This window comes from Pseudomonas sp. PvP001 (assembly GCF_040546375.1).
Lineage (GTDB): Bacteria > Pseudomonadota > Gammaproteobacteria > Pseudomonadales > Pseudomonadaceae > Aquipseudomonas > Aquipseudomonas coleopterorum.
On record NZ_JBEPNQ010000001.1, the window covers coordinates 637850 to 656796 of the forward strand.

The 18947-nt window shown below is 63.7% G+C and carries 12 protein-coding genes and 2 pseudogenes; 5 read left to right on the plus strand and 9 right to left on the minus strand.

Annotated features, from left to right (window positions below; all coding sequences use genetic code 11):
* The first annotated feature begins 14 nt into the window (after positions 1–14).
* On the plus strand, positions 15–2648 hold the full coding sequence (locus ABMD26_RS02855; RefSeq protein ID WP_354307576.1) for a hypothetical protein: 2634 nt from the start codon (positions 15–17) through the stop codon (positions 2646–2648).
* Between the two features lie 82 nt (positions 2649–2730).
* Here ABMD26_RS02855 and ABMD26_RS02860 read toward each other — a convergent pair whose 3' ends face one another.
* From ABMD26_RS02860 to ABMD26_RS22095, 6 genes and pseudogenes are all read right to left on the minus strand, one after another.
* Positions 2731–3669: a hydroxymethylglutaryl-CoA lyase gene (locus ABMD26_RS02860; protein WP_354307577.1), complete on the minus strand. Its 939-nt coding sequence runs from the start codon at positions 3667–3669 to the stop codon at positions 2731–2733.
* Entirely contained in the window at positions 3666–4856 is a 1191-nt protein-coding gene (locus ABMD26_RS02865) for a CaiB/BaiF CoA transferase family protein (protein ID WP_354307579.1), read from the minus strand. The genes ABMD26_RS02860 and ABMD26_RS02865 overlap by 4 nt, the downstream gene beginning before the upstream one ends.
* 101 nt (positions 4857–4957) lie before the next feature.
* Positions 4958–6817, minus strand: a complete 1860-nt coding sequence (locus ABMD26_RS02870; RefSeq protein ID WP_049859202.1) for an ABC transporter ATP-binding protein — start codon at positions 6815–6817, stop codon at positions 4958–4960.
* Positions 6818–6857: 40 nt separating this feature from the next.
* Entirely contained in the window at positions 6858–8669 is a 1812-nt protein-coding gene (locus ABMD26_RS02875; protein ID WP_354307581.1) for a putative bifunctional diguanylate cyclase/phosphodiesterase, read from the minus strand.
* 130 nt (positions 8670–8799) lie between these two features.
* On the minus strand, positions 8800–9858 hold the full coding sequence (locus ABMD26_RS22090) for a methyl-accepting chemotaxis protein (protein ID WP_414704796.1): 1059 nt from the start codon (positions 9856–9858) through the stop codon (positions 8800–8802).
* A 72-nt stretch (positions 9859–9930) separates the two neighbouring features.
* A pseudogene (locus ABMD26_RS22095) lies at positions 9931–10440 on the minus strand (MCP four helix bundle domain-containing protein); the annotation flags it as partial.
* A 208-nt stretch (positions 10441–10648) separates the two neighbouring features.
* On the opposite strand from ABMD26_RS22095, the gene ABMD26_RS02885 reads away from it, so the two are divergent.
* From ABMD26_RS02885 to ABMD26_RS02900, 4 genes are all read left to right on the plus strand, one after another.
* Positions 10649–11197, plus strand: a complete 549-nt coding sequence (locus ABMD26_RS02885; protein WP_354307583.1) for a TetR/AcrR family transcriptional regulator — start codon at positions 10649–10651, stop codon at positions 11195–11197.
* The gene (locus tag ABMD26_RS02890; RefSeq protein WP_354307585.1) at positions 11194–12321 is read left to right on the plus strand and encodes an MFS transporter; all 1128 of its coding nucleotides are present in this window, start codon (positions 11194–11196) and stop codon (positions 12319–12321) included. Before ABMD26_RS02885 ends, ABMD26_RS02890 begins: the two co-directional genes overlap by 4 nt.
* Positions 12322–12417: 96 nt before the next feature.
* The gene (locus ABMD26_RS02895; protein WP_354307587.1) at positions 12418–13668 is read left to right on the plus strand and encodes an MFS transporter; all 1251 of its coding nucleotides are present in this window, start codon (positions 12418–12420) and stop codon (positions 13666–13668) included.
* Positions 13650–14891: an arsenic transporter gene (locus ABMD26_RS02900; RefSeq protein WP_354307590.1), complete on the plus strand. Its 1242-nt coding sequence runs from the start codon at positions 13650–13652 to the stop codon at positions 14889–14891. The genes ABMD26_RS02895 and ABMD26_RS02900 overlap by 19 nt, the downstream gene beginning before the upstream one ends.
* A gap of 21 nt (positions 14892–14912) precedes the next feature.
* Here ABMD26_RS02900 and ABMD26_RS02905 read toward each other — a convergent pair whose 3' ends face one another.
* The 3 genes and pseudogenes from ABMD26_RS02905 to ABMD26_RS22105 all read right to left on the minus strand — a co-directional run.
* On the minus strand, positions 14913–16997 hold the full coding sequence (locus ABMD26_RS02905) for a TonB-dependent siderophore receptor (protein WP_354311786.1): 2085 nt from the start codon (positions 16995–16997) through the stop codon (positions 14913–14915).
* A 134-nt stretch (positions 16998–17131) separates the two neighbouring features.
* Entirely contained in the window at positions 17132–17995 is an 864-nt protein-coding gene (locus ABMD26_RS22100) for a methyl-accepting chemotaxis protein (RefSeq protein WP_414704798.1), read from the minus strand.
* Positions 17990–18772: pseudogene (locus ABMD26_RS22105) on the minus strand (MCP four helix bundle domain-containing protein); the annotation flags it as partial. The pseudogene ABMD26_RS22105 and the gene ABMD26_RS22100, both read right to left, overlap by 6 nt.
* Positions 18773–18947: the final 175 nt, after the last annotated feature.

The following is an 18947-nucleotide window of genomic DNA, read 5'->3' on the forward strand; positions in this document are numbered from 1 at the left end:
AAGGAAGCAAGCCGATGACCGATACCCTTCAGCCTGCCACGTCGACCGATCCGGTCGTCCCGCAAACCAATCCCGAGCTGACGTTCGACGCCCTGATCGCGATCGCCAAGAGCATCGCAAAACAGGCCCAGCCCCTGCCTATCGAGAACCCCGACACGCGGGAAATGATCGAGCTGCAGGAAAAGCTTCACGACGCCAGCGTGTTGCGCAGTGAGGACGCGCCGAGCCTCGACCAGGTCCGCACGATCGAGCGAGACCCCAGCAACCCCGACGTGCTGATGGTCTACAAGCAGGACGATAGCGTGGTGGTGGTGACCCGCGAGTTGACCCCGGAAGCCTTCGATACCCTGGACGACATGGCCAAGACCCTGGACGGCATCAAGAGCAGCGAGCAAGACGGCTACGAACGCGTCGACGACAACCCCTTCACCGACGCGGATATCGACGGCGCCACCATTGGCGTCAAGGACGAGGTCGGTCCGGGCCTGGTCCGCGCCGAGGTGTTCGATGCCGACGGTGGCAGCCGCAAGGTCATCGTATCCAAGGAGACCAATGCGCAGCTGTACGAGCGTTTCGTGGCTGTGGACGAGGGCCGGCGCAACGACGACGGCAAGATCGACGATGCGCGCAAGGAAGCCGACCTGCCCAGCATTACCGAGCTGGACGCCGGCAACCTGGAAACCGGCACGGTCGACCCCAATGACGCCAACCGCAAACTCACGGTCAGCGAACTGACCTGGCAGAACCTGATAGCCGAATGGAAGACCGGCGTCGACAACGGCAGCATCGCCAAGGACGACGACCGCGCCAAGCTCTACAACGCCCTGCGTGCCCAGGCGGCCAGCGATGGTGGCCTGGACATGGTGGTGCTGGACATGTCCATGGGCCAGAACACGGCCAAGGTCAGTGGCGATGACCTGTCCTCGATCATCGATCGGGTCAAGGTCGACGAGCGGACTGCCGAACTGTTCGGTGCCGAGAGTGTTCAGAAAGACTTCCAGGCGCAGCAGGCCAAGGCCATCGATGCCTTGCCGGACAAGACCGCGGTGCGCGAGAAACTCGAGGAGATGGCCTTCTCCGAGGATTATTCGCGCTACATCGCCGAACTCAAGAAAGACGGCAAGGATGGCCTGGCCGAGGCCGACATCGGCAAGACCTACGCCGCCCTCGCCGCTTTCGATCCCGAAAAGGCCGCACAGTTTTCCCAGCACATGATGATCGATGCCACCACCATGGACCTGGACAAACTGCTGGCCGACCCTTCCGGCATCAATGACCAGAACACGGCGCTAGCCACCCAGGACACGATCAAGACGTTGTTGGCGGCCCTGAAGAAAGGCGGCGTCGACATCCCCCGTCGGACCGTGGAAACCGAGCGCTTCGTTCAGGAGTTTCTTGGCAACAAGCAGACTGCCAAGACCTTCGCCAGCGCCTTGAAGGAGCTGGGTGCCACCTTCAGCCAAAACGGCACGGTGAGCCAGACCGACATTGAAAAGGTCATGGGCAAGGACGTCTACAAGACCCTGGGTGAAGGCGCACATGGCAGCATGCTGCGCACCCTCAGCGAGCTCAACGGCAACGGCGTGCTGGGTTCGGCCGGCGGCCTGATCTCGCTGGCGTCGGGTATCTACCAGTTGGTCGGCAAGGGCGGCAGCCTGGCCGACACGCCTGAAGAGCGCCTGGCCATCGCCAAGGACATGGTCAGCGTGCTCGGTGCCGGCCAGCATTTCGTCAACCTGGGCTCCAACATCGTCGACAGCGTGCGCGGCACCCAGGTCAACCAGATGCTCGGCCTGGACAAATCGCTGCCGCAGATCTTCGGCAACGACAAGCCCCAGGGCGGTGGTCGCCCGTTCAGTATCATGGAAGGCGACCTGAAGAAGTTGCTCGAAGACTTCAACGCGGCTATCGACGCTGCACCGATAGACGACAAGAAGAAGCTGGCCGAAAAGCTCGACCTGTCCGAAGACAACATGAAGACCTTGACCGAGGGCTTTCGCGACGGCTTCGCCAAGAACCCCGGCCTCAATGGCAGCACGCCGAGCACCCGCGCGGTCTCGGCATTTCTGCGGATCATGGACGCCGGCGCCAACACCTTCGCCGGTGTGGCAGACCTGGTGCTGGGCGGCTTGAAGATCAAGTCCGGGCTCAACAGCAACGACCAGACGGTGGTGGCCCAGGGTGCGATCACCGTGGCTGCGGGGGCCTTCAACCTGGCCGGTGGCGGTGCGCAGATAGCGGCGCTGGTCGGCTCCAACGTCGCCCGCGCGCTGACCGGTCCGTTGCTGTGGGCAGGCGCGGCCCTGACCCTGGCACTGACGCCGTTCCTGATCGTCGAGGACATCAAGCACAACAACCGCATGGACGCCCATCGCGACGACCTGCAGGATCTGTTCGCCGAGCTGTCCGAACAAGGCCTGTTGACCGAAGACGGCGACAAGCGCTTCGAATTCCTCGATGCCTACATGTACAACTATGGCCAACGCGACGCGCCCGACGACCAAAGCATCTTCGAGTATCGCGACGGCGAGTATGAGTTCTACGCTGAGGAAGGCCATCTGCCCGAAGCCGGCTTCGACGACGTCAAGCATGATGACTACAAAGGCGACGGCGAAAACCTGGACACCAGCCTGGAACGCGTTGGCTGACCACAGCGGGCCCTGCGCAACTACGCTGCGCTCCTACGGAATGTGCGGTATCCGTAGGAGCCTCACATCAGCAAGACGGCAGTCAGCCGTCGAGTCCCGACGGCAACGGATGAAGGTCCCGATTACGCCCCGCCTTCGCCACCTGCCCCGGCATCTCATGCCCCAACAGTGCCGGCAAGGTGCGGGACAGCTCGAGCAGACGGGGCAGATCGATGCCAGTGGGAATGCCCATTTCCTCGCACAGGTTCACCAGGTCTTCGGTGCAGATGTTGCCTGAGGCCCCGGGTGCGAACGGGCATCCGCCCAAGCCACCCAGCGATGCATCGAAGCGCCGGGCACCGGCTTCATAGGCTGCCAGCACGTTGCTCAGCCCCAGCCCGCGGGTGTTGTGAAAATGCAGCGTCAGCGCATCGGCGGGCAGTTGCTCCAACACCCGCCGGACCAGTCCATACACCTGGCGCGGATTGGCCATGCCGGTGGTGTCGGCCAGGGTCACCCCTTGCAGGCCCAGCCGTTGGTAGGCATCGACCAGGCCCATGACAACCTTTTCATCGATGTGCCCTTCGAACGGGCAGCCGAAGGTCGTGGCAACGGTGCCGTTAAGGCTGACCGACGTGCCGCGAGCCAGCTCGACCACCTCGGCGAAGCCCGCCAGGGACTGCTCCCGACTCATGCGCATGTTGGCGAGGTTATGGCTCTGGCTGGCCGACAGCACCAGGTTGAGCTCGTCGGCCTTGGCTGCGAGGGCCCGCTGCGCACCCTTCAGGTTCGGGATCAATGCCACGTAGGTGACGCCCGGCTGGCGTACGATGCCGCCGAACACCTGCTCACCATCGCGCAAGGCTGGCACGGCCCTGGGCGAAACGAAGGAGCCAGCCTCTATACGGCTGAAGCCGGCGAGCGAGAGCTGGTCGATCAAGGCGATCTTGTCTTCGGTGGCGACCCACATCGGTTCGATCTGCAGACCGTCACGCGGCGCCACCTCCTGAACGATGAGACGTTGCGAGTAATCGCTGATCATTGCACGATCCCCTCATCCTTCAGGCGCTGGATGGCGCTCTCGCTCAAGCCCAGCTCGGTCAGCACGTCCCGGGTGTGTTGTCCCAGGCTCGGCCCTTGCCAGTTGATCACACCGGGAGTTTCGGACAGTTTGGGCACCACGCCGGGCATTTTCGTTTCCACCCCACCGGGCAGTTGCGCGTCGAGAATCATGCCCCGTGCCTGATAGTGCGGGTCGGCGACGATATCGGCGACCGAGTAGATGCGTCCGGCAGGTACCTCTGCCGCTTCCAGCACGCGCAGCACTTCATCGATGGGACGCTGAGTGCTCCACGCGCTGATGGCACCATCGAGCAGATCGCTCTGCGCGGCGCGGCCGTCGTTGTGGGCAAACGCAGGGTCGTCGCCCAGATCGGCTCGACCGATGGCGGTCATCAGGCGCTTGAAAATGGGATCGCTGTTGCCCGCAATCACGACATACCCGCCATCGGCGGTCGGGTAGGTGTTGGACGGCGCGATGCCGGGCAACGCGCCACCGCTGCGTTCGCGGACGTGGCCGAGCATGGCGTACTCCGGCACCAGGCTTTCCATGACATTGAAGACGCTTTCGGCCAGCGACACATCGACCACCTGACCGTCACCCTGGCCGGTCTTGACCCGCAGCAACGACATCAGCGCGCCCATCACCGCATGCATGGACGCCAGCGAGTCACCCAGGCTGACACCCACCCGCGCCGGTGGTGAGTCCGGATTCCCGGTGGTGTAGCGAATCCCGCCCATGGCCTCGCCGATCGCGCCGAAACCCGGTCGGTCACGATACGGGCCGGACTGGCCATAGCCGGAAATGCGCACCAGGGTCAGCTTGGGATTGAGCGCGTGCAGCACATCCCAGCCCAGGCCCAACTTTTCCAAAGCGCCGGGGCGCAAGTTCTCGATCAGAACATCGGCGCTTTCGGCAAGTTGCTTGACGATCTCGATACCCTCGGCGGACTTGAGGTTCAGTGCCAGGGACTTCTTGTTGCGCGATTGCAGGTACCACCACAACGAGGTGCCTTCGTGGAGTTTGCGCCACTTGCGAAGGGGATCGCCCTGCCCCAGGGTCTCGATCTTGATCACCTCGGCACCGAACTCGCCGAGCAGACGCGCAGCGAACGGTGCAGCGATGAGGGTTCCGATTTCGATGACGCGGATTCCGCTCAGAGCAGTCATGGGGGCAGCCTCGATATGCCTTGGAATTTGCACCAAGACTAGAGGCATACCCCCGGCAATTACCAGCCGCGGGTCAACGATCGGTGAACATCCGTCACCATTCAGCCCTGGTTGACACCCTCGGGCACCAGTTGATCCTCGCCCAGGAAACCGCCGCTCTGGTGCTGCCACAACCGGGCATAGATGCCGTTTTTGGCCAGCAATTCGGCGTGGGTGCCCTGCTCCAGAATCCGCCCCTGATCCATGACGATGAGGCGGTCCATGGCGGCGATGGTCGACAGGCGATGCGCGATGGCGATCACGGTCTTGCCCTGCATCATGTGGTCCAGGCTTTCCTGAATCGCCACTTCGACTTCCGAATCCAGCGCGCTGGTGGCTTCGTCGAGCAACAGGATGGGCGCATTCTTGAGCATCACCCGCGCGATCGCCACGCGCTGGCGCTGGCCACCGGACAGCTTGATGCCGCGCTCGCCCACCAGGGTGTCGTAGCCACTGTGGCCCTGACGGTCGCTGAGTTGGCTGATGAATTCATCGGCCTGAGCGCTCGCTGCAGCGCTGCGCACTTGCTCGTCGGTCGCATCGGGACGGCCATAGGCGATGTTGTCGCGAATGGACCGGTGCAGCAGCGAGGTGTCCTGGGTGACCATGCCGATGGCGCTGCGCAGGCTGTCCTGGGTCACGTGGGCGATGTTCTGCCCATCGATGCGGATCTCGCCGCTGTCGACATCGTAGAAGCGCAGCAGCAGGTTGATCAGCGTCGACTTGCCCGCCCCCGAACGCCCCACCAGGCCGATCTTCTCGCCCGCGCGGATGTTCAGGCTCAGGCCGTCGAGCACCTGACGTTCACCGTTGTAGTTGAAACTGACGTTGTCGAATGTCACTGCACCGCCTGTGGTGCTCAGTTCGCCGGCATTGACCGCGTCCTGCACCTTGGCGCCCCGGGTCAGGGTGCCCATGCCATCCTGCAGGGTGCCGATGTTTTCGAACAGCGAAGTCATCTGCCACATGATCCAGTGCGACATGCCGTTGATGCGCAAGGCCATGGCCGTGATCGCCGCCACGGCGCCGGTGCCGATCTCGCCCAGGTGCCAGAGCCACAGGGCATAGCCACCGGCCGCCATGAGCAGCCCGACCACCAGCGCCTGGTTGACGATCTCGAACTGGCTGACCAGACGCATCTGGCGAAAGCCGGTGTTCTTGAAGTCTTCCATGGCCGCGCGAGCGAAATGCGCCTCGCGGTTGGAATGAGAGAACAGCTTGACCGTGGCGATGTTGGTGTAGGCATCGGAGATGCGTCCGGTCATCGACGAACGCGCGTGGGCCTGCTCTTGCCCGACCTTGCCCAGGCGTGGCACGAAGTACCACATCGCCAGACCAAACAGAATGAGCCAGGCCACGAACGGCAGCATGAGCTTGGGCGCGAAGCCGCCGGCCAGCGCGATGATGGCGATGAAATACACGCCGATACCGGGCAGGATCTCGATCAGGGTGAACAGCACGTCGCGCACGGCCAGGGCGGTCTGCATCACCTTGGTGGTGACCCGTCCGGAAAACTCGTCGGAGAAGAACGACAGGCTTTGCCGCAGCATCAACCGGTGAAAGTCCCAGCGCAGCCTGAGCGGGAGGTTGATCGCCAGAATCTGGTGCTGAACCATGGTACGTAGCGCGACCAAGGCGATGCTGCCCACCATGACCAGCCCCATGCCCCACAGCACCCGGCTTTCCTGGGCGGCAGCCTCGCCGCCCTGCTGCCAGGTGGTGAGCAGGTCGACGACCTGGCCCAGAAAGGAAAACAGCCAGGCTTCATAGATCGACACGGCGGCGCTGAGGACGGCGAAGGCGATGATATAGCCCCGCGCACCGCGGGTGCAGGCCCATAGAAAGCGCGCCAGACCGGTCGGCGGCGGTGGCACTTCGTCAGGTGGAAAAGGGTCGAGCCTGCGTTCGAATGCACGAAGCATGGGGGTCTCCATTGGAATCAAGTGGCGCAGATTCTGCCACTTAATGACCGCTTGGTGGGTCGCAATGGATGGCTTTGCCAACAATGGCCTGATTCTGGATCCACGTGACCAGCTCTTCGGCGGGCATCGGCATGGCGATGAAGTACCCCTGCCCCTCGTCGCAACGCCAGCTTTTCACCGCGTCGAAGTTGGCCTGGTTTTCGATACCTTCGGCCACGACCTTGTAGCCCAGGCGCTGGGCCAGGTCGATGAGCGTGATGACCAGGCGTCGATCCCGTTCCTCGTTCTGGATGTCCTTGATCAGCGAACGGTCCAGCTTCACCGAGGTGGCCGGCAATTCGCGCAGGTAGGTCCAGTTGCTGTACCCGGTGCCGAAGTCATCGATGGAAATCTCGACGCCCAAGGCCCGCAGGCGCGTCAGCTGGTTGCGGCATTCCGCGGGATTTTTGATCAGCGCGCCCTCGGTGAACTCGATCTCCAGCGTCGTGGCCTCGACACCATGGCGTATGAGCGCCTGGATCAGCCGGTCGGTGAAGGCCGGCCCCTCGAGGTCACAGGGGCTGACGTTGATCGCCACCTTGAAGTCGTACCCGGCATCTCGCCACTGCCGCGTCTGCTGGATGGCCGCCTCGACCACCCAGACGCTCAAAAGACGGATCAGATCGGTCTTTTCCGCGAGCGGCACGAACTCGTCCGGCCCGATCGGGCCCAGGGTCGGATGGGTCCAGCGCAGCAACGCCTCGACCGCGCAGCAGCGTCCACTGGCGAAATCGATGCGCGGCTGGAACACCAGCCCCAGTTGCTCGGACTCTTCCAGGGCATAGGACAGCGAACTGAGCAACACGAAGGCACGCTGCTGGGCGATGTCCAGCTCGGCCTGGTACCTGGCCCAGCCGATGCCCCGGTCGCGTGCGTAATCGGCAGCGCTGACCACGAGGCGGACCCAGTCGCGGTCGTCGATGGTATGGCGGTCGAGTTCCAGCGCGCCCATGCCGATCTGGGCGCGAATGGGAATGCCATCGTGCTCGACCGGCAGGGCGAAGGCCGTGGAAAACTTTTCGTACAAGGTCGACAGGCACTCGTCCCGCGGCTTGATGAACGCGAAGCGCGTGAGGCCGATTCGATAGAGCACGCACTCAGGCCCGATCAGGCTGGCCACCCGGCGGCTGATTTCACTGACCAGGTGCTGGGAAAACGAATAGCCCAGTGCCTTGACGATATCGTTGACGAAGCCGGGCGAGAGGAAATCCACCGCGATCAGCAGCGGCTCTTCCCGCTGGCTGAGGTGGCGATGAATGTCTTCTTCGAGGCGGATGCGGTTCATCAGGCGCGTGGGCCGGTCGATGAACGACGCGGCACGCAGGTCGTGCAGCCGCAGCACCACCAACTGGGACAGATGATGCAGGCTCGCCAGCTGAGCTGCCGACATCGGCGGGCGCGGTTTCTGATCGATGACGCACAGGCTGCCCAGGGCGAGGCCGTCGTGGGTCAGCAACGGAACGCCGGCGTAATAGCGGATGCCCGGTGCACCGGTGACCAGTTCGTTGTGCCGGAAGCGTGGATCGAGGTGGGTGTCCGGGATCTCGAAGAAGTCATCGACCAGAATGGTGTGGCCGCAGAACGACACGTCTCGCGATGTGGAAGTCGCGCTGATGCCGAACTTGGCCCTGAACCATTGCTGCTGTTCTTCGAGAATGGAGATGAGCGCGATCGGTGCGCCGAACACCTCCACGGCCAGGGCAACGATCCGGTCCAGCACCTCATCATTGACCGCATCGCGGTAGCACAGGTCGGCAACACGCCGAATGCGCTCACGCTCGTTGTCTGGCAAAGGTGGAGCGAAATGGGTCATCACTGTGGTCGTTGCCCGATGGTCAGTCGCAAGGGGAATCACTCGAAACGAGGCTGCATACGATGTATCGGCAGCCTTTCCCCAAACTGTATACGGCTTCGCGCAAACCGTTCCACTGCCCTTCGTCCGTCTAGACCGCGCCGAAGAACGCCACCTTCTGCGACAGTCGATCGGCCAGGCGTGCCAGCTCGGTGCTGGCGGTGGCGACCTGTTGCGAGCCGGTGGCCGACTGCACCGTCGATCCGTGGATCCGTGTGATGTTCTGCGAGACATCGTCGGCCACCGCGCTCTGTTGCACCGAAGCACTGGCGATCTGCGCGTTCATCAGGTTGATCGCGCCCACCTGCTCGCTGATCTTGGCCAGGGCGTCCTGGGCACTGCGGGTCTGGGTGACGGTCTGCCCGACCAGTTCGCAGCTGCTGCGCATGGTCTGCGCCGCCGCCTCGGTGCCCGACTGCAGGGTGCTGATCATCTCGCGGATTTCTTCGGTGGACTGCTGGGTGCGGTTGGCCAGCGAACGTACTTCGTCGGCGACCACCGCGAAGCCACGGCCATGCTCGCCGGCGCGAGCGGCTTCGATCGCGGCATTGAGGGCCAGCAGGTTGGTCTGCGCGGCGATCGAATTGATCACATCGATGACCGACTCGATCTTTTCGCTGTGGCGCGAAACCTGGTCGACGGTGTCGGTGGTCTGTTCCAAGGTCACCGCCAGTTGCTCGATGGCCTGGGTGGTGCTGGCCACCAGCCGGTTGCCGCTTTCCACTTCGACATCCGCCAGCCGTGACGCATCTGCAGCCTGGGCGGCGTAACCGGACACTTCACTCACGGTCGCCGCCATCTGGGTGATGGCCGTGGCCACCTGCTCTGCCTCGCGGGTCTGCAGGCGGATGTGCGCGTCGTTGGACGTCGAGGTGGCGGACAGCTGCGCAGAGGAGTGATTGACCTCCCGCGCTGCTGTGCGTACCTGCTCGATGGTGTCGGCCAAGTGGCCCAGCGCGGTCTTCAGCACGCCCATGACGCTGCCGGGGTGTTGGGTGACGATGGTCTGGTTGAGGTTGCCCGCCGCCAGTTGCTCGATGGCCAGAGCCACTTCGGCCGGCTCGGCGCCCAGTGTCGACTTGACGAAGCGAATGATCACGATCGACAGCACGATGCTCAGCAACAGCGCGATGCCGGTCGCCACCAGCATCAGCGTGCTGAACTGACTGGCTGTGGCCTGCACTGCGCCCAGCTTGGACTTGATCGAGGCCTCCTCGTAATCGATCAGCGCATTGATGCGCTTGAGCCATTCGCTGTAGTCGGCCGAGGTCTGGCGCAGCAGCAAGGCCTGCGCGCCCTGGATATCACCGGAGCGGCGCAGGTCGATCAGGGTACGGCTGGAGTCCAGGGTCTGGCGCTCGATGCTCTTGATCGCACCCAGCAACTCGCGCTCCTGGGGCGTCACGGAGGCCTTGTCGTAGAGCTGATCCATCGGCGCGGCCGAGTCGATGTAAGCCTTTTCCAGGGTGGCCACTTCCGCCAGGTGTTTTTCCAGGTCACGGTCGTTGTCCACCAGCACCGCATCACGGATCGCGATGGCCCGGTTGTGCACACTGCCGCGGAAATTGATGGCGTAGCGCTGGATCTTGGCGGCGTTTTCGCTGACGTCACTCAATGTCGAATCGATGAAGGCGACACGCTGAATGCCGATGGCAGTGATCATGATCAGCAAGGCGAGAATGGCTGCGAAGCTCAGGGCTATGCGCGTGGCCAGGGATAAGGGTCTTTTCATGGGAGGCTCGGCAGTAGTCCTGGCAAGGACTCGATAGGTGCGCGATGCTGAACTGCGATCACGCCGACGTGGCGGACTTTACGGCGCCACCGATCCGGAAACCAATTGCAATTTCACTGAAAAATAATAGCGAAATGCTATCAAACTTATGAAGCCTGCAACTGTATCACGCGCTTGACAGGTAAAACGATCGCTTTACACTCGATTCATGGACAAACGAACCGAAATTCTCGTCAGTGCCGCCCGTACCTTCGAAATCCAAGGCCTGCGTGGTGTTGGCATCGATCAGGTCCTTGCGCCCTCCGGCGCTTCGACGCGAACCCTCTACAAGCACTTCGGCTCCCGTGACGGCCTGGTGATGGCTGTGCTCGAAGACCGCCATCAGCAATTCATGGCCCAACTGGCCAGCGAGCGTGCAGACGGCGGGGCGATCGCATCCTTGTTCGATACGCTGGCGCATTGGGTGAAGGCCCGCGGTGCCAGCGGCTGCATGCTGCTGCGCGCGCGCAGCGAATACGCCCAGGCCAACGAGGCCATCGTCGCCTTGGTGCAGCAGCAGAAAGTGCAGTTCCATGCCGAGATTGCAGCGCGCGTGCACACCGATCTCGGCCGTGAAGAGGCCGCGCTGGCCCTGCAGGTCTGGATGCTATTCGAAGGCGCCACGGCTGCGGCCACCGTCGCCGGCCCGGCAGTCATCGATCAGGCCAGACAGGCTGCATTGACCCTGATGGCGTGTGCCAAAGCCGCTCGGTCATGAAGCGCGGCCTTAATCTGGTCGCGGCCGCTTTCGCCCTCACCGCGCTTTCATATGGGCTGGCGCGCTTCGCCTATGGCCTGTTGCTGCCGCAGATCCGCGCGGAGCTGGCGCTGGACGCGACCGCCGCTGGCTGGATCGGCAGCGGTGCCTTTGCCGCTTACTGCGTCGGTATCGTCCTGACGTTCGTCTGCAGTGCGAGCTTCACCCCACGCACCCTCGCCGCCTTCGCCGGCCTGACCGCCACGGCTGGCATGGCGTGCATCGTGGTCGCCTCGTCGGGCTGGATGCTGGGTGCAGGCGTTGCATTGGCGGGACTGAGCACCGGCTTGACGTCTCCACCGCTGGCGAGCGCGGTCGCCGCGCACTTCGCCGATGAAGGCCGGGCGAAGGCGAATGCCGCGATCAACGCCGGCACGGCCGCTGGCATCGTCTTCTCGGGCGCGGCAGCGGCCATGACGGTGAGTGCATGGCGTGAACTGTATGCCCTCTTCGCCCTGATCGGCGCCGCAGTCACGCTGTGGCTGTGGTTCGCGCTACCGAAAGCGCGACCCACTGAAACCGCCGCAGGCTTCTCGCTGCAGATCCTGCGCCGCCCAGGGCTGGCAGTGCTCTGCGCCAGCGCTTTCGCCATGGGCTTGTCGAGCACCGCCATCTGGACGTTCGGCGCCGACATTCTGCGCGGCACCTTTGGCCTGAGCGACACCGGCATCGCCTGGGCGTGGATCATACTGGGGACTGCCGGTGTCAGCGGCGCGGCCACCGGTGTACTGATCGAGCGTTTCGGTACGGCACGGGTCCACGCCTTTTCGCTGCTGGGCATCGTTGCGGCGATCCTGACCCTGGCGGCAAGCGAATACAGCCTCGCCTTCGGCTTCGTGGCGATGGGCGTATTCGGGGCTGCCTATATCATGTCTTCGGGCACCTACCTGATCCAGGGCATCGCCCTGCTCCCGGATCGACCGGACCTGGGCCTGGGAATCCCGTTCCTGTGCCTGGCGCTGGGACAGGCAACCGGCGCTCCGCTGTTCGGTGCGACCCTGGATGCCGTCGGGGTCACCGGAGCCCTGATAACTTTCACGTTACCCGCCGTTCTGGCGATCTTTTCCAGGCCAAGAGTCGGCTAGAAAAATGTTCGCTTGATCCTGCCGCAAGGTCTGGAACTTACGCCCGTTTCGCCCACTCAGTTCTGTACCTGCCTGCCCTCATCCGAGACCACTGCCTTGGCCACATCTGCCCCCTCGCGGCGTAACGCGCTGTCTCTCGACGGCCTGAATTTCTTCCTGGCCGATGTCCGTGACGGGCTCGGGCCGTATCTGGCGATCTACCTGCTGGCCGTGCACAAATGGGATCCTGGCAGCATCGGCCTGGTCATGACCCTGGCGGGTCTGGCGGCGCTGCTGACCCAGACCCCGGCGGGCGCGCTGATCGACAGGACCCGACGCAAGCGCGCGGTGGTCGTTGCCGCCGCCCTGCTGGTCACTGCCAGCTGCGTGGTCCTGCCGTTCATTACCTCGTTCGGCCTGGTCGCTGCCACCCAGGCACTGGGCGCCATCGCAGGATCGGTGTTCGCACCGGCCATCGCCGCCATTTCCCTGGGCATCACCGGCCCGAAGGCGTTCACCCGCCGTACCGGGCGCAACGAAACCTTCAACCATGCCGGCAACGCTTTCGCGGCCCTGCTCGCGGGTGGTTTCGCCTACCTGTTCGGACCGGTCGCGGTGTTCTATCTCATGGCCGCCATGGCGCTGGCGAGCGTGGTGGCGGTGAGCTGCGTGAAAGCGGACGCCATCGATCACGACGTCGCGCGCGGGCTGGAAGCGCATCACCAGGACGGGCACGACCAACCCTCAGGTTTCAGAGTGCTGCTCGGCAACCGCGCGCTGCTGGTATTTGCGGTCAGTTGTGCGCTGTTCCACCTGGCCAATGCGGCCATGCTGCCGCTGGTCAGCCAGAAGCTTTCACAGATCGACCTGAGCATGGCCACGCCGCTGACCTCGGCCTGCATCGTCGCCGCGCAACTGGTGATGGTCCCCGCCGCCCTGCTGGTGGGTGCGCGGGCCGATCAATGGGGCCGCAAGCCGTTGCTGCTGGCAGGTTTTCTGATTCTGCCGATTCGCGGCGTGCTCTATACGTTTTCCAATGACCCTTACTGGCTGGTTGGCGTGCAACTGCTCGACGGCATCGGTGCCGGCCTGTTCGGCGCACTGTTTCCACTGGTCGTCAAAGACCTCACCCACGGCACCGGGCGCTTCAATGTCAGCCTGGGCGCGCTGACCACTGCGTTCGGCCTGGGTGCCGCACTGAGTAACGGTCTGGCCGGTTTCGTCGTGCAGGAAGCCGGTTACAGCGCAGCCTTCCTGACCTTGGCCGGGGTCGCCGGCGCGGCCTTCCTCCTACTGCTCACCGCCATGCCGGAAACCCTGCGCCGCAACACCGAAGAGGAAGCCGTACCTTGCCCCACGCCAGTCTGATCATCTGGGGCGTCAGCCTCCTCGCCACCTTGGGCATCATCACCCGACCCCTGCGGATTCCCGAATACGTCTGGGCACTGGCGGCAGCGATCGGGCTGGTCGCCGCTGGTCTGATCGCCTGGTCGGCGGCTCTGGCTGCGGTGCTCAAGGGCACCGATGTCTACCTGTTCCTGGTGGGCATGATGCTGCTGGCCGAACTGGCCCGCCGCGAAGGGCTGTTCGACTGGCTGGCGACCGTTGCCGCCCGCCAGGCAAGAGGCAGCGCGCAGCGACTGTTCGATCTGGTGTTCGCGGTCGGCACGCTGGTGACCATCTTTCTGTCCAACGACGCCACGGCCGTGGTGCTGACGCCGGCGGTGTATGCAGCCACACGAGCAGCCAAGGTCAACCCCCTACCGTATCTGTTCGTTTGTGCGTTCATCGCCAATGCCGCCAGTTTCGTCCTGCCGATTTCCAACCCGGCCAACCTGGTGATATTCGGCGAGCACATGCCGCCGTTGCTGGAGTGGCTGGCCATGTTCAGCCTGCCGTCCCTGGCCGCCATCGGCATGACCTACCTGGTCCTGCGCCTGACCCAGCGGCGGCATTTGCAGCAGCGTCTGGAACTGATCGAAGAACTGCCCCACCTGAGTATGGGCGCACGGCTCACCGCCGCCGGGCTGGGCGTCACGGCCGTGGTACTGCTGACCGTATCGGCGCTGGACGAAGCCTTGGGCTTGCCGACCTTCCTGGCGGCCTTCGCCACCCTTGCGGTGGTGCACCTGAACAAGCGCAGTAATCCCTGGCCGGTCTGCAAGGGCGTGGCCTGGGGCGTGCTGCCATTGGTGGCCGGGCTGTTCGTGCTGGTGGAGGGCATCGGCCAGACCGGGGTGACCGCACACCTCGCCAGTTGGCTGGAGCAGGCGGCGAAGCAGGCGCCGGAACAGGCTCATTGGTGGGCTGGAATACTGGTCGCCATAGCCTGCAATATCGGCAACAACCTGCCGGTCGGCCTGCTCAGCGGATCCATCAACGAGCTGGGCCATCTTCCGCCCAATGTCACCGGGGCGCTGGTGGTCGGCGTGGACCTGGGCCCCAACCTGTCGGTCACCGGCTCCCTCGCGACCTTGCTGTGGTTGATCGCGGTACGCCGCGAAGGGGTGCAGATCAGCGCCTGGGCCTTTCTCAAGCTGGGCGCCGTGGTCATGCCCCCGGCCCTGATCGCCGCGTTGTGGCTGCTGTGAGGGCTAACCGGAAGGCGTCTTTCAGAACTTTACGCTGGCCGTGAGCCGCGCCGTGCGCAACGCACCCTCTTCCACCTGCAACGCGCTGCTGCCGGTGGTCGATGGGTAATACTGCTTGTTGAACAGGTTGTCGATGTTCAACTGCAGGCGCGTCTCGTACCCACGGGTCGGCAGATCCCAACGTACGAAGGCGTCTGCCAGGGTGTAGCTGTCCATCCAGAAGCTGTTGGCGTTGTCACCCGGCCGCTCGCCCACGTAGCGCGCACCAGCGCCCACATGCCATTGACCGGTCTGCGCCGGCAAGGCCAGATGGTGGGTCAGGTACAGGCTGGCGGTGTGCATCGGCGCATTGGGCAGACGATTGCCCTCCTGCTCGGGTGCTTCGGCGTTCTTCAACACTTCGGTGTGGCTGTAGGCGTAGGTGCCGATCATGCTCCAGTCCTGCGCGATCTCGCCGGTCACATCCAGCTCGATACCCCGTGAGCGTGCCTTGCCGACGGCCTCGTCGAGGCTGTCGCCATTGCTCTGCAGCACGCTGTTGACCAGGTTCTTCTTCTCGATGTCATAGACCGCCAGGTTGACGTTCAACGCCGCAGTCGGGGTGTACTTGATCCCCGCCTCATAGCTGCGACCCTCGGTCGGCTTGAAGCTGTTGCCCGCGTCGTCGGCATCGTTGGGCACGAAGGAGCGGCTGTAGTTGGCATACAGCGCCACTGTGTCACTGGGCTGGTAGACGATCCCGCCGAACGGAATGAATTCATCGCCATTGGAGTCCGCACCGGGTGCGTACGAGCGGCCCAGACCCTGGTCGCTGTACTGGTCCCAATGCGCCTGACGGCCACCGAATACCAGGATCCAGCGGTCGTTCAAGTGCCAGTTGTCCTTGAAGTACAGCGAGGTGGTGACCAGGTTGTTCTCGGCATTGCTCTGCGCCGCACTGACCGTGCTCGGTTCGGCCAGACGGCCATAAACGGGGTTGCGGATGTCGATGTTGCCGGCGGCAGTGTTGGCGTTGCGGTAGGTCTTGCCGCGGTATTTGTCCAGCGACTCGTTGTCCAGGCCCACCACGATTTCATGGCGCTGACCGAATAGCTGCTGATCGCCCATCAGATCCAGCGCGGTATAGCGGCTTTCGTAATCGTAATGGCCGCCGTTGGCGATGCGTCGCAGCGTATTGCCGTTGAGGGTATTGGGCTGGGCGATGGCAAGGCTGTAGCGGTCCTCGGTCCAACCGTAAGTCAGGCGGCTGCGCCAGGCATCGCTCAACTGGTACTCGAACTTGGCGGTGGTGCTCTGGCTGATGCCGACCGTCTTGGCCCAGCGCTCGTCGAGGCGGTCACGGTAGCTGATATTGGCCGGCCGGCCGCCGACGAACACGGTGCCGCGATCGAAGGGACTGGCATAGTCGTTGTAGGTGTAGGCCAGCGAGGCACTGGCGCGCTCGCCGACCCAGGCGATCGACGGCGCGATCAGCGTATGTTCGTCGGTTCCGTAATTGCGCCAGTAATCCTCATGACTGCGCTCGGCCACCAGTCGGTAGGCCAGATCGGTGTCACCCAGCGGGCCGGTGGTGTCCATCGACAGCGAACCGCCGCCCTCGCTGAAGCCCGAGGCGCTGAGGGTCGTGCTGCGGGTGAACTGGGGCTGCTTGCTGACGACGTTGATGACCCCGCCCGGTTCCAGTGCGCCATACATCAGCGACGCCGGGCCCTTGAGCACCTCGACATGATCGGTGGTCGCGCCCAGGTTGCGGCCGATAGCCGAGCGGATACCGTCGCGCAGGATGGAGTTGTCGTCGTTGCTGCCAAAGCCGCGCTTGATCAGCGCATCCTTGGTGCCGCCCAGGGTGTTGGTCTGGGTGACGCCGCTGACGAAACGCATGGCGTCATTGAGGTCCTTGACCTGATAGTCGTCCAGCGTCCTGGCGGTGACCGCATTGACGGTTTGCGCTTCGTCGCGATTCGGCGTGGCGCTCTTGCTCGCCGTTTCCCCGCGGGCCTGGGTGTAGCTGTCGGCGCCGTCAGCTTCGCCGGTGGCCTGGATGACACTGGAAGGCAGCTCTGTGGCTGCGATGGCCAGGCCAGGCAGGACTGAGCACAACAGCACCCACGAAGGGGCCCGATTCAACGACTTGACCACGCATGTAACTCCGTACTGGATGAAAGACGCGAATGCGTCCCATCTGTATTGTACGGGTTGCCGTGATCATTTGCCGAGCCCGTTGAACCATTTCGAACATTTTACAGACGGAAGCGGCTCACCAGATCGTTGAACGAAGTGGCCAGGCGCGACAGATCCTGGGTCGATGCGCTGGTCTGATGGGCACCGGCCGCGGTCTGCGTGGACAGGTCCTGGATGTTGATCAGGTTGCGGTCCACTTCACGGGCCACATGGGCCTGCTCTTCGCAAGCACTGGCGATCACCAGGTTGCGGTCATTGATCTGCGCGATCCCGGTGGCGATGGATTGCAACGCCTCCCCGGTGGCCTTGGCCAGCACCTGGGTATCGCCCACCAGCCCCTGACTCTTGCCCATGGCCGCCACGGCCTGATCCGCACGCGAACGTACCGCCCCGATCATGCTTTCGATTTCGCCCGTCGAAGACTGGGTCCGCGCCGCCAGGGCCCGGACTTCGTCGGCAACCACGGCGAAACCGCGTCCCTGCTCGCCGGCACGGGCCGCTTCGATGGCCGCGTTGAGGGCCAACAGGTTGGTCTGCTCGGCGATCCCGCGGATCACATCGAGCACCTTGCCGATATCGCGTACCTGTACCGCCAGGTCTTCGACGATGGTGGTCGACGACTGGATCTCGACCGTGGCGTTGTTCACCGCATCCACGGCATTGCGCGCCTGCACAAGACCGTCGGTGGCCTGGCTGCTGGCGGTCTTCGAAGCTTCGGAGGTGGAAATGGCATTGCGCGCGACTTCTTCCACCGCCGAAGTCATCTCGGTCACGGCCGTGGCCGCCTGCTGAATCTCGTCGTTCTGGCGCAGCAGCCCGCGACTGCCGTCTTCGGTGACCGCATTCAGTTCTTCCGCAGCCGAAGCGAGCTGGTTCGAAGCATCGGCGATCTGGTGAATGGTCGCCTTGAGGCCTTCCTGCATCTCGCCCAGCGCCGTCAGCAACTGCCCGGTCTCGTCGCGCGCAGCGCTGCCGATGGTATGGGTCAGGTCACCTTTGGCGATCAACTGAGCGCTGGCCACTGCTGTGGCGATGGGGCGGCTGATCAAGCGGCTGATGAACAGCCCGAGTGCCAGGGCAGCCAGGAAGGCCAAGGCGATGCCGATGTAAAGCACGGTGATTGCCGCCTGTTCCTGCTCTTCGGCGTCACGTGCGCCTTCGCCGATCTGCCGGTTGTTGGACTCGACCATGATGGTCAACTCGTCCATGACCGTACGATAGGCCTGCTGGATCTCGCCGGACATCAGCGCGCGCGCTCCCTGGACGTTGCCGGAATCGAGAACAGTCAGCACTTTCTGGATCTGCGCCTGATAGATCGGCCAGTCGCGTTCCATCTGGTCGCCAGCGGCACGCTCGTCGTCCGCCAGCGGCGTCTTGCGATAGATCGCGAAGGCCTTCTCGCTGTCCGCCTGGTTGGTGGTCATGGCCTGGCGGATGGTGTCCTTGACACCCTGCGCATCGTTCTCCGCGTGAGCGGCTATCAGCGCATACAGATCCTTGAGCTGGGCAATCGCCTTGCTCTTGGCTTCGGCTGTTTTGGAGACAGACACAAGGTTGTTGGAGAACACAAGCTTGAGACTGTCCGACAACTGGCTGACGCCTCGACTGCCCAGCAGGCCGACGCCCAGAGTGATGAGCGCACACAAGCCGAAGGCTGCGATCAATTTGGAAGATAACTTTGCATCGCGCAGCCACGTCATACGAGAGTCCTGTCAGGTCGACCGAAAGCGCCGCAGAGTCGGCGCTTTACATAAAGGTCATGGGCGTTATGAGCGGTCTATCGGCGCTGACGATAGAAGCTTGAATGACATTCGTCGCCGACGCCTTCACTCGCCAGTCCGGTTTCGTGGCGACCAAATGCACATGAATGCCGAT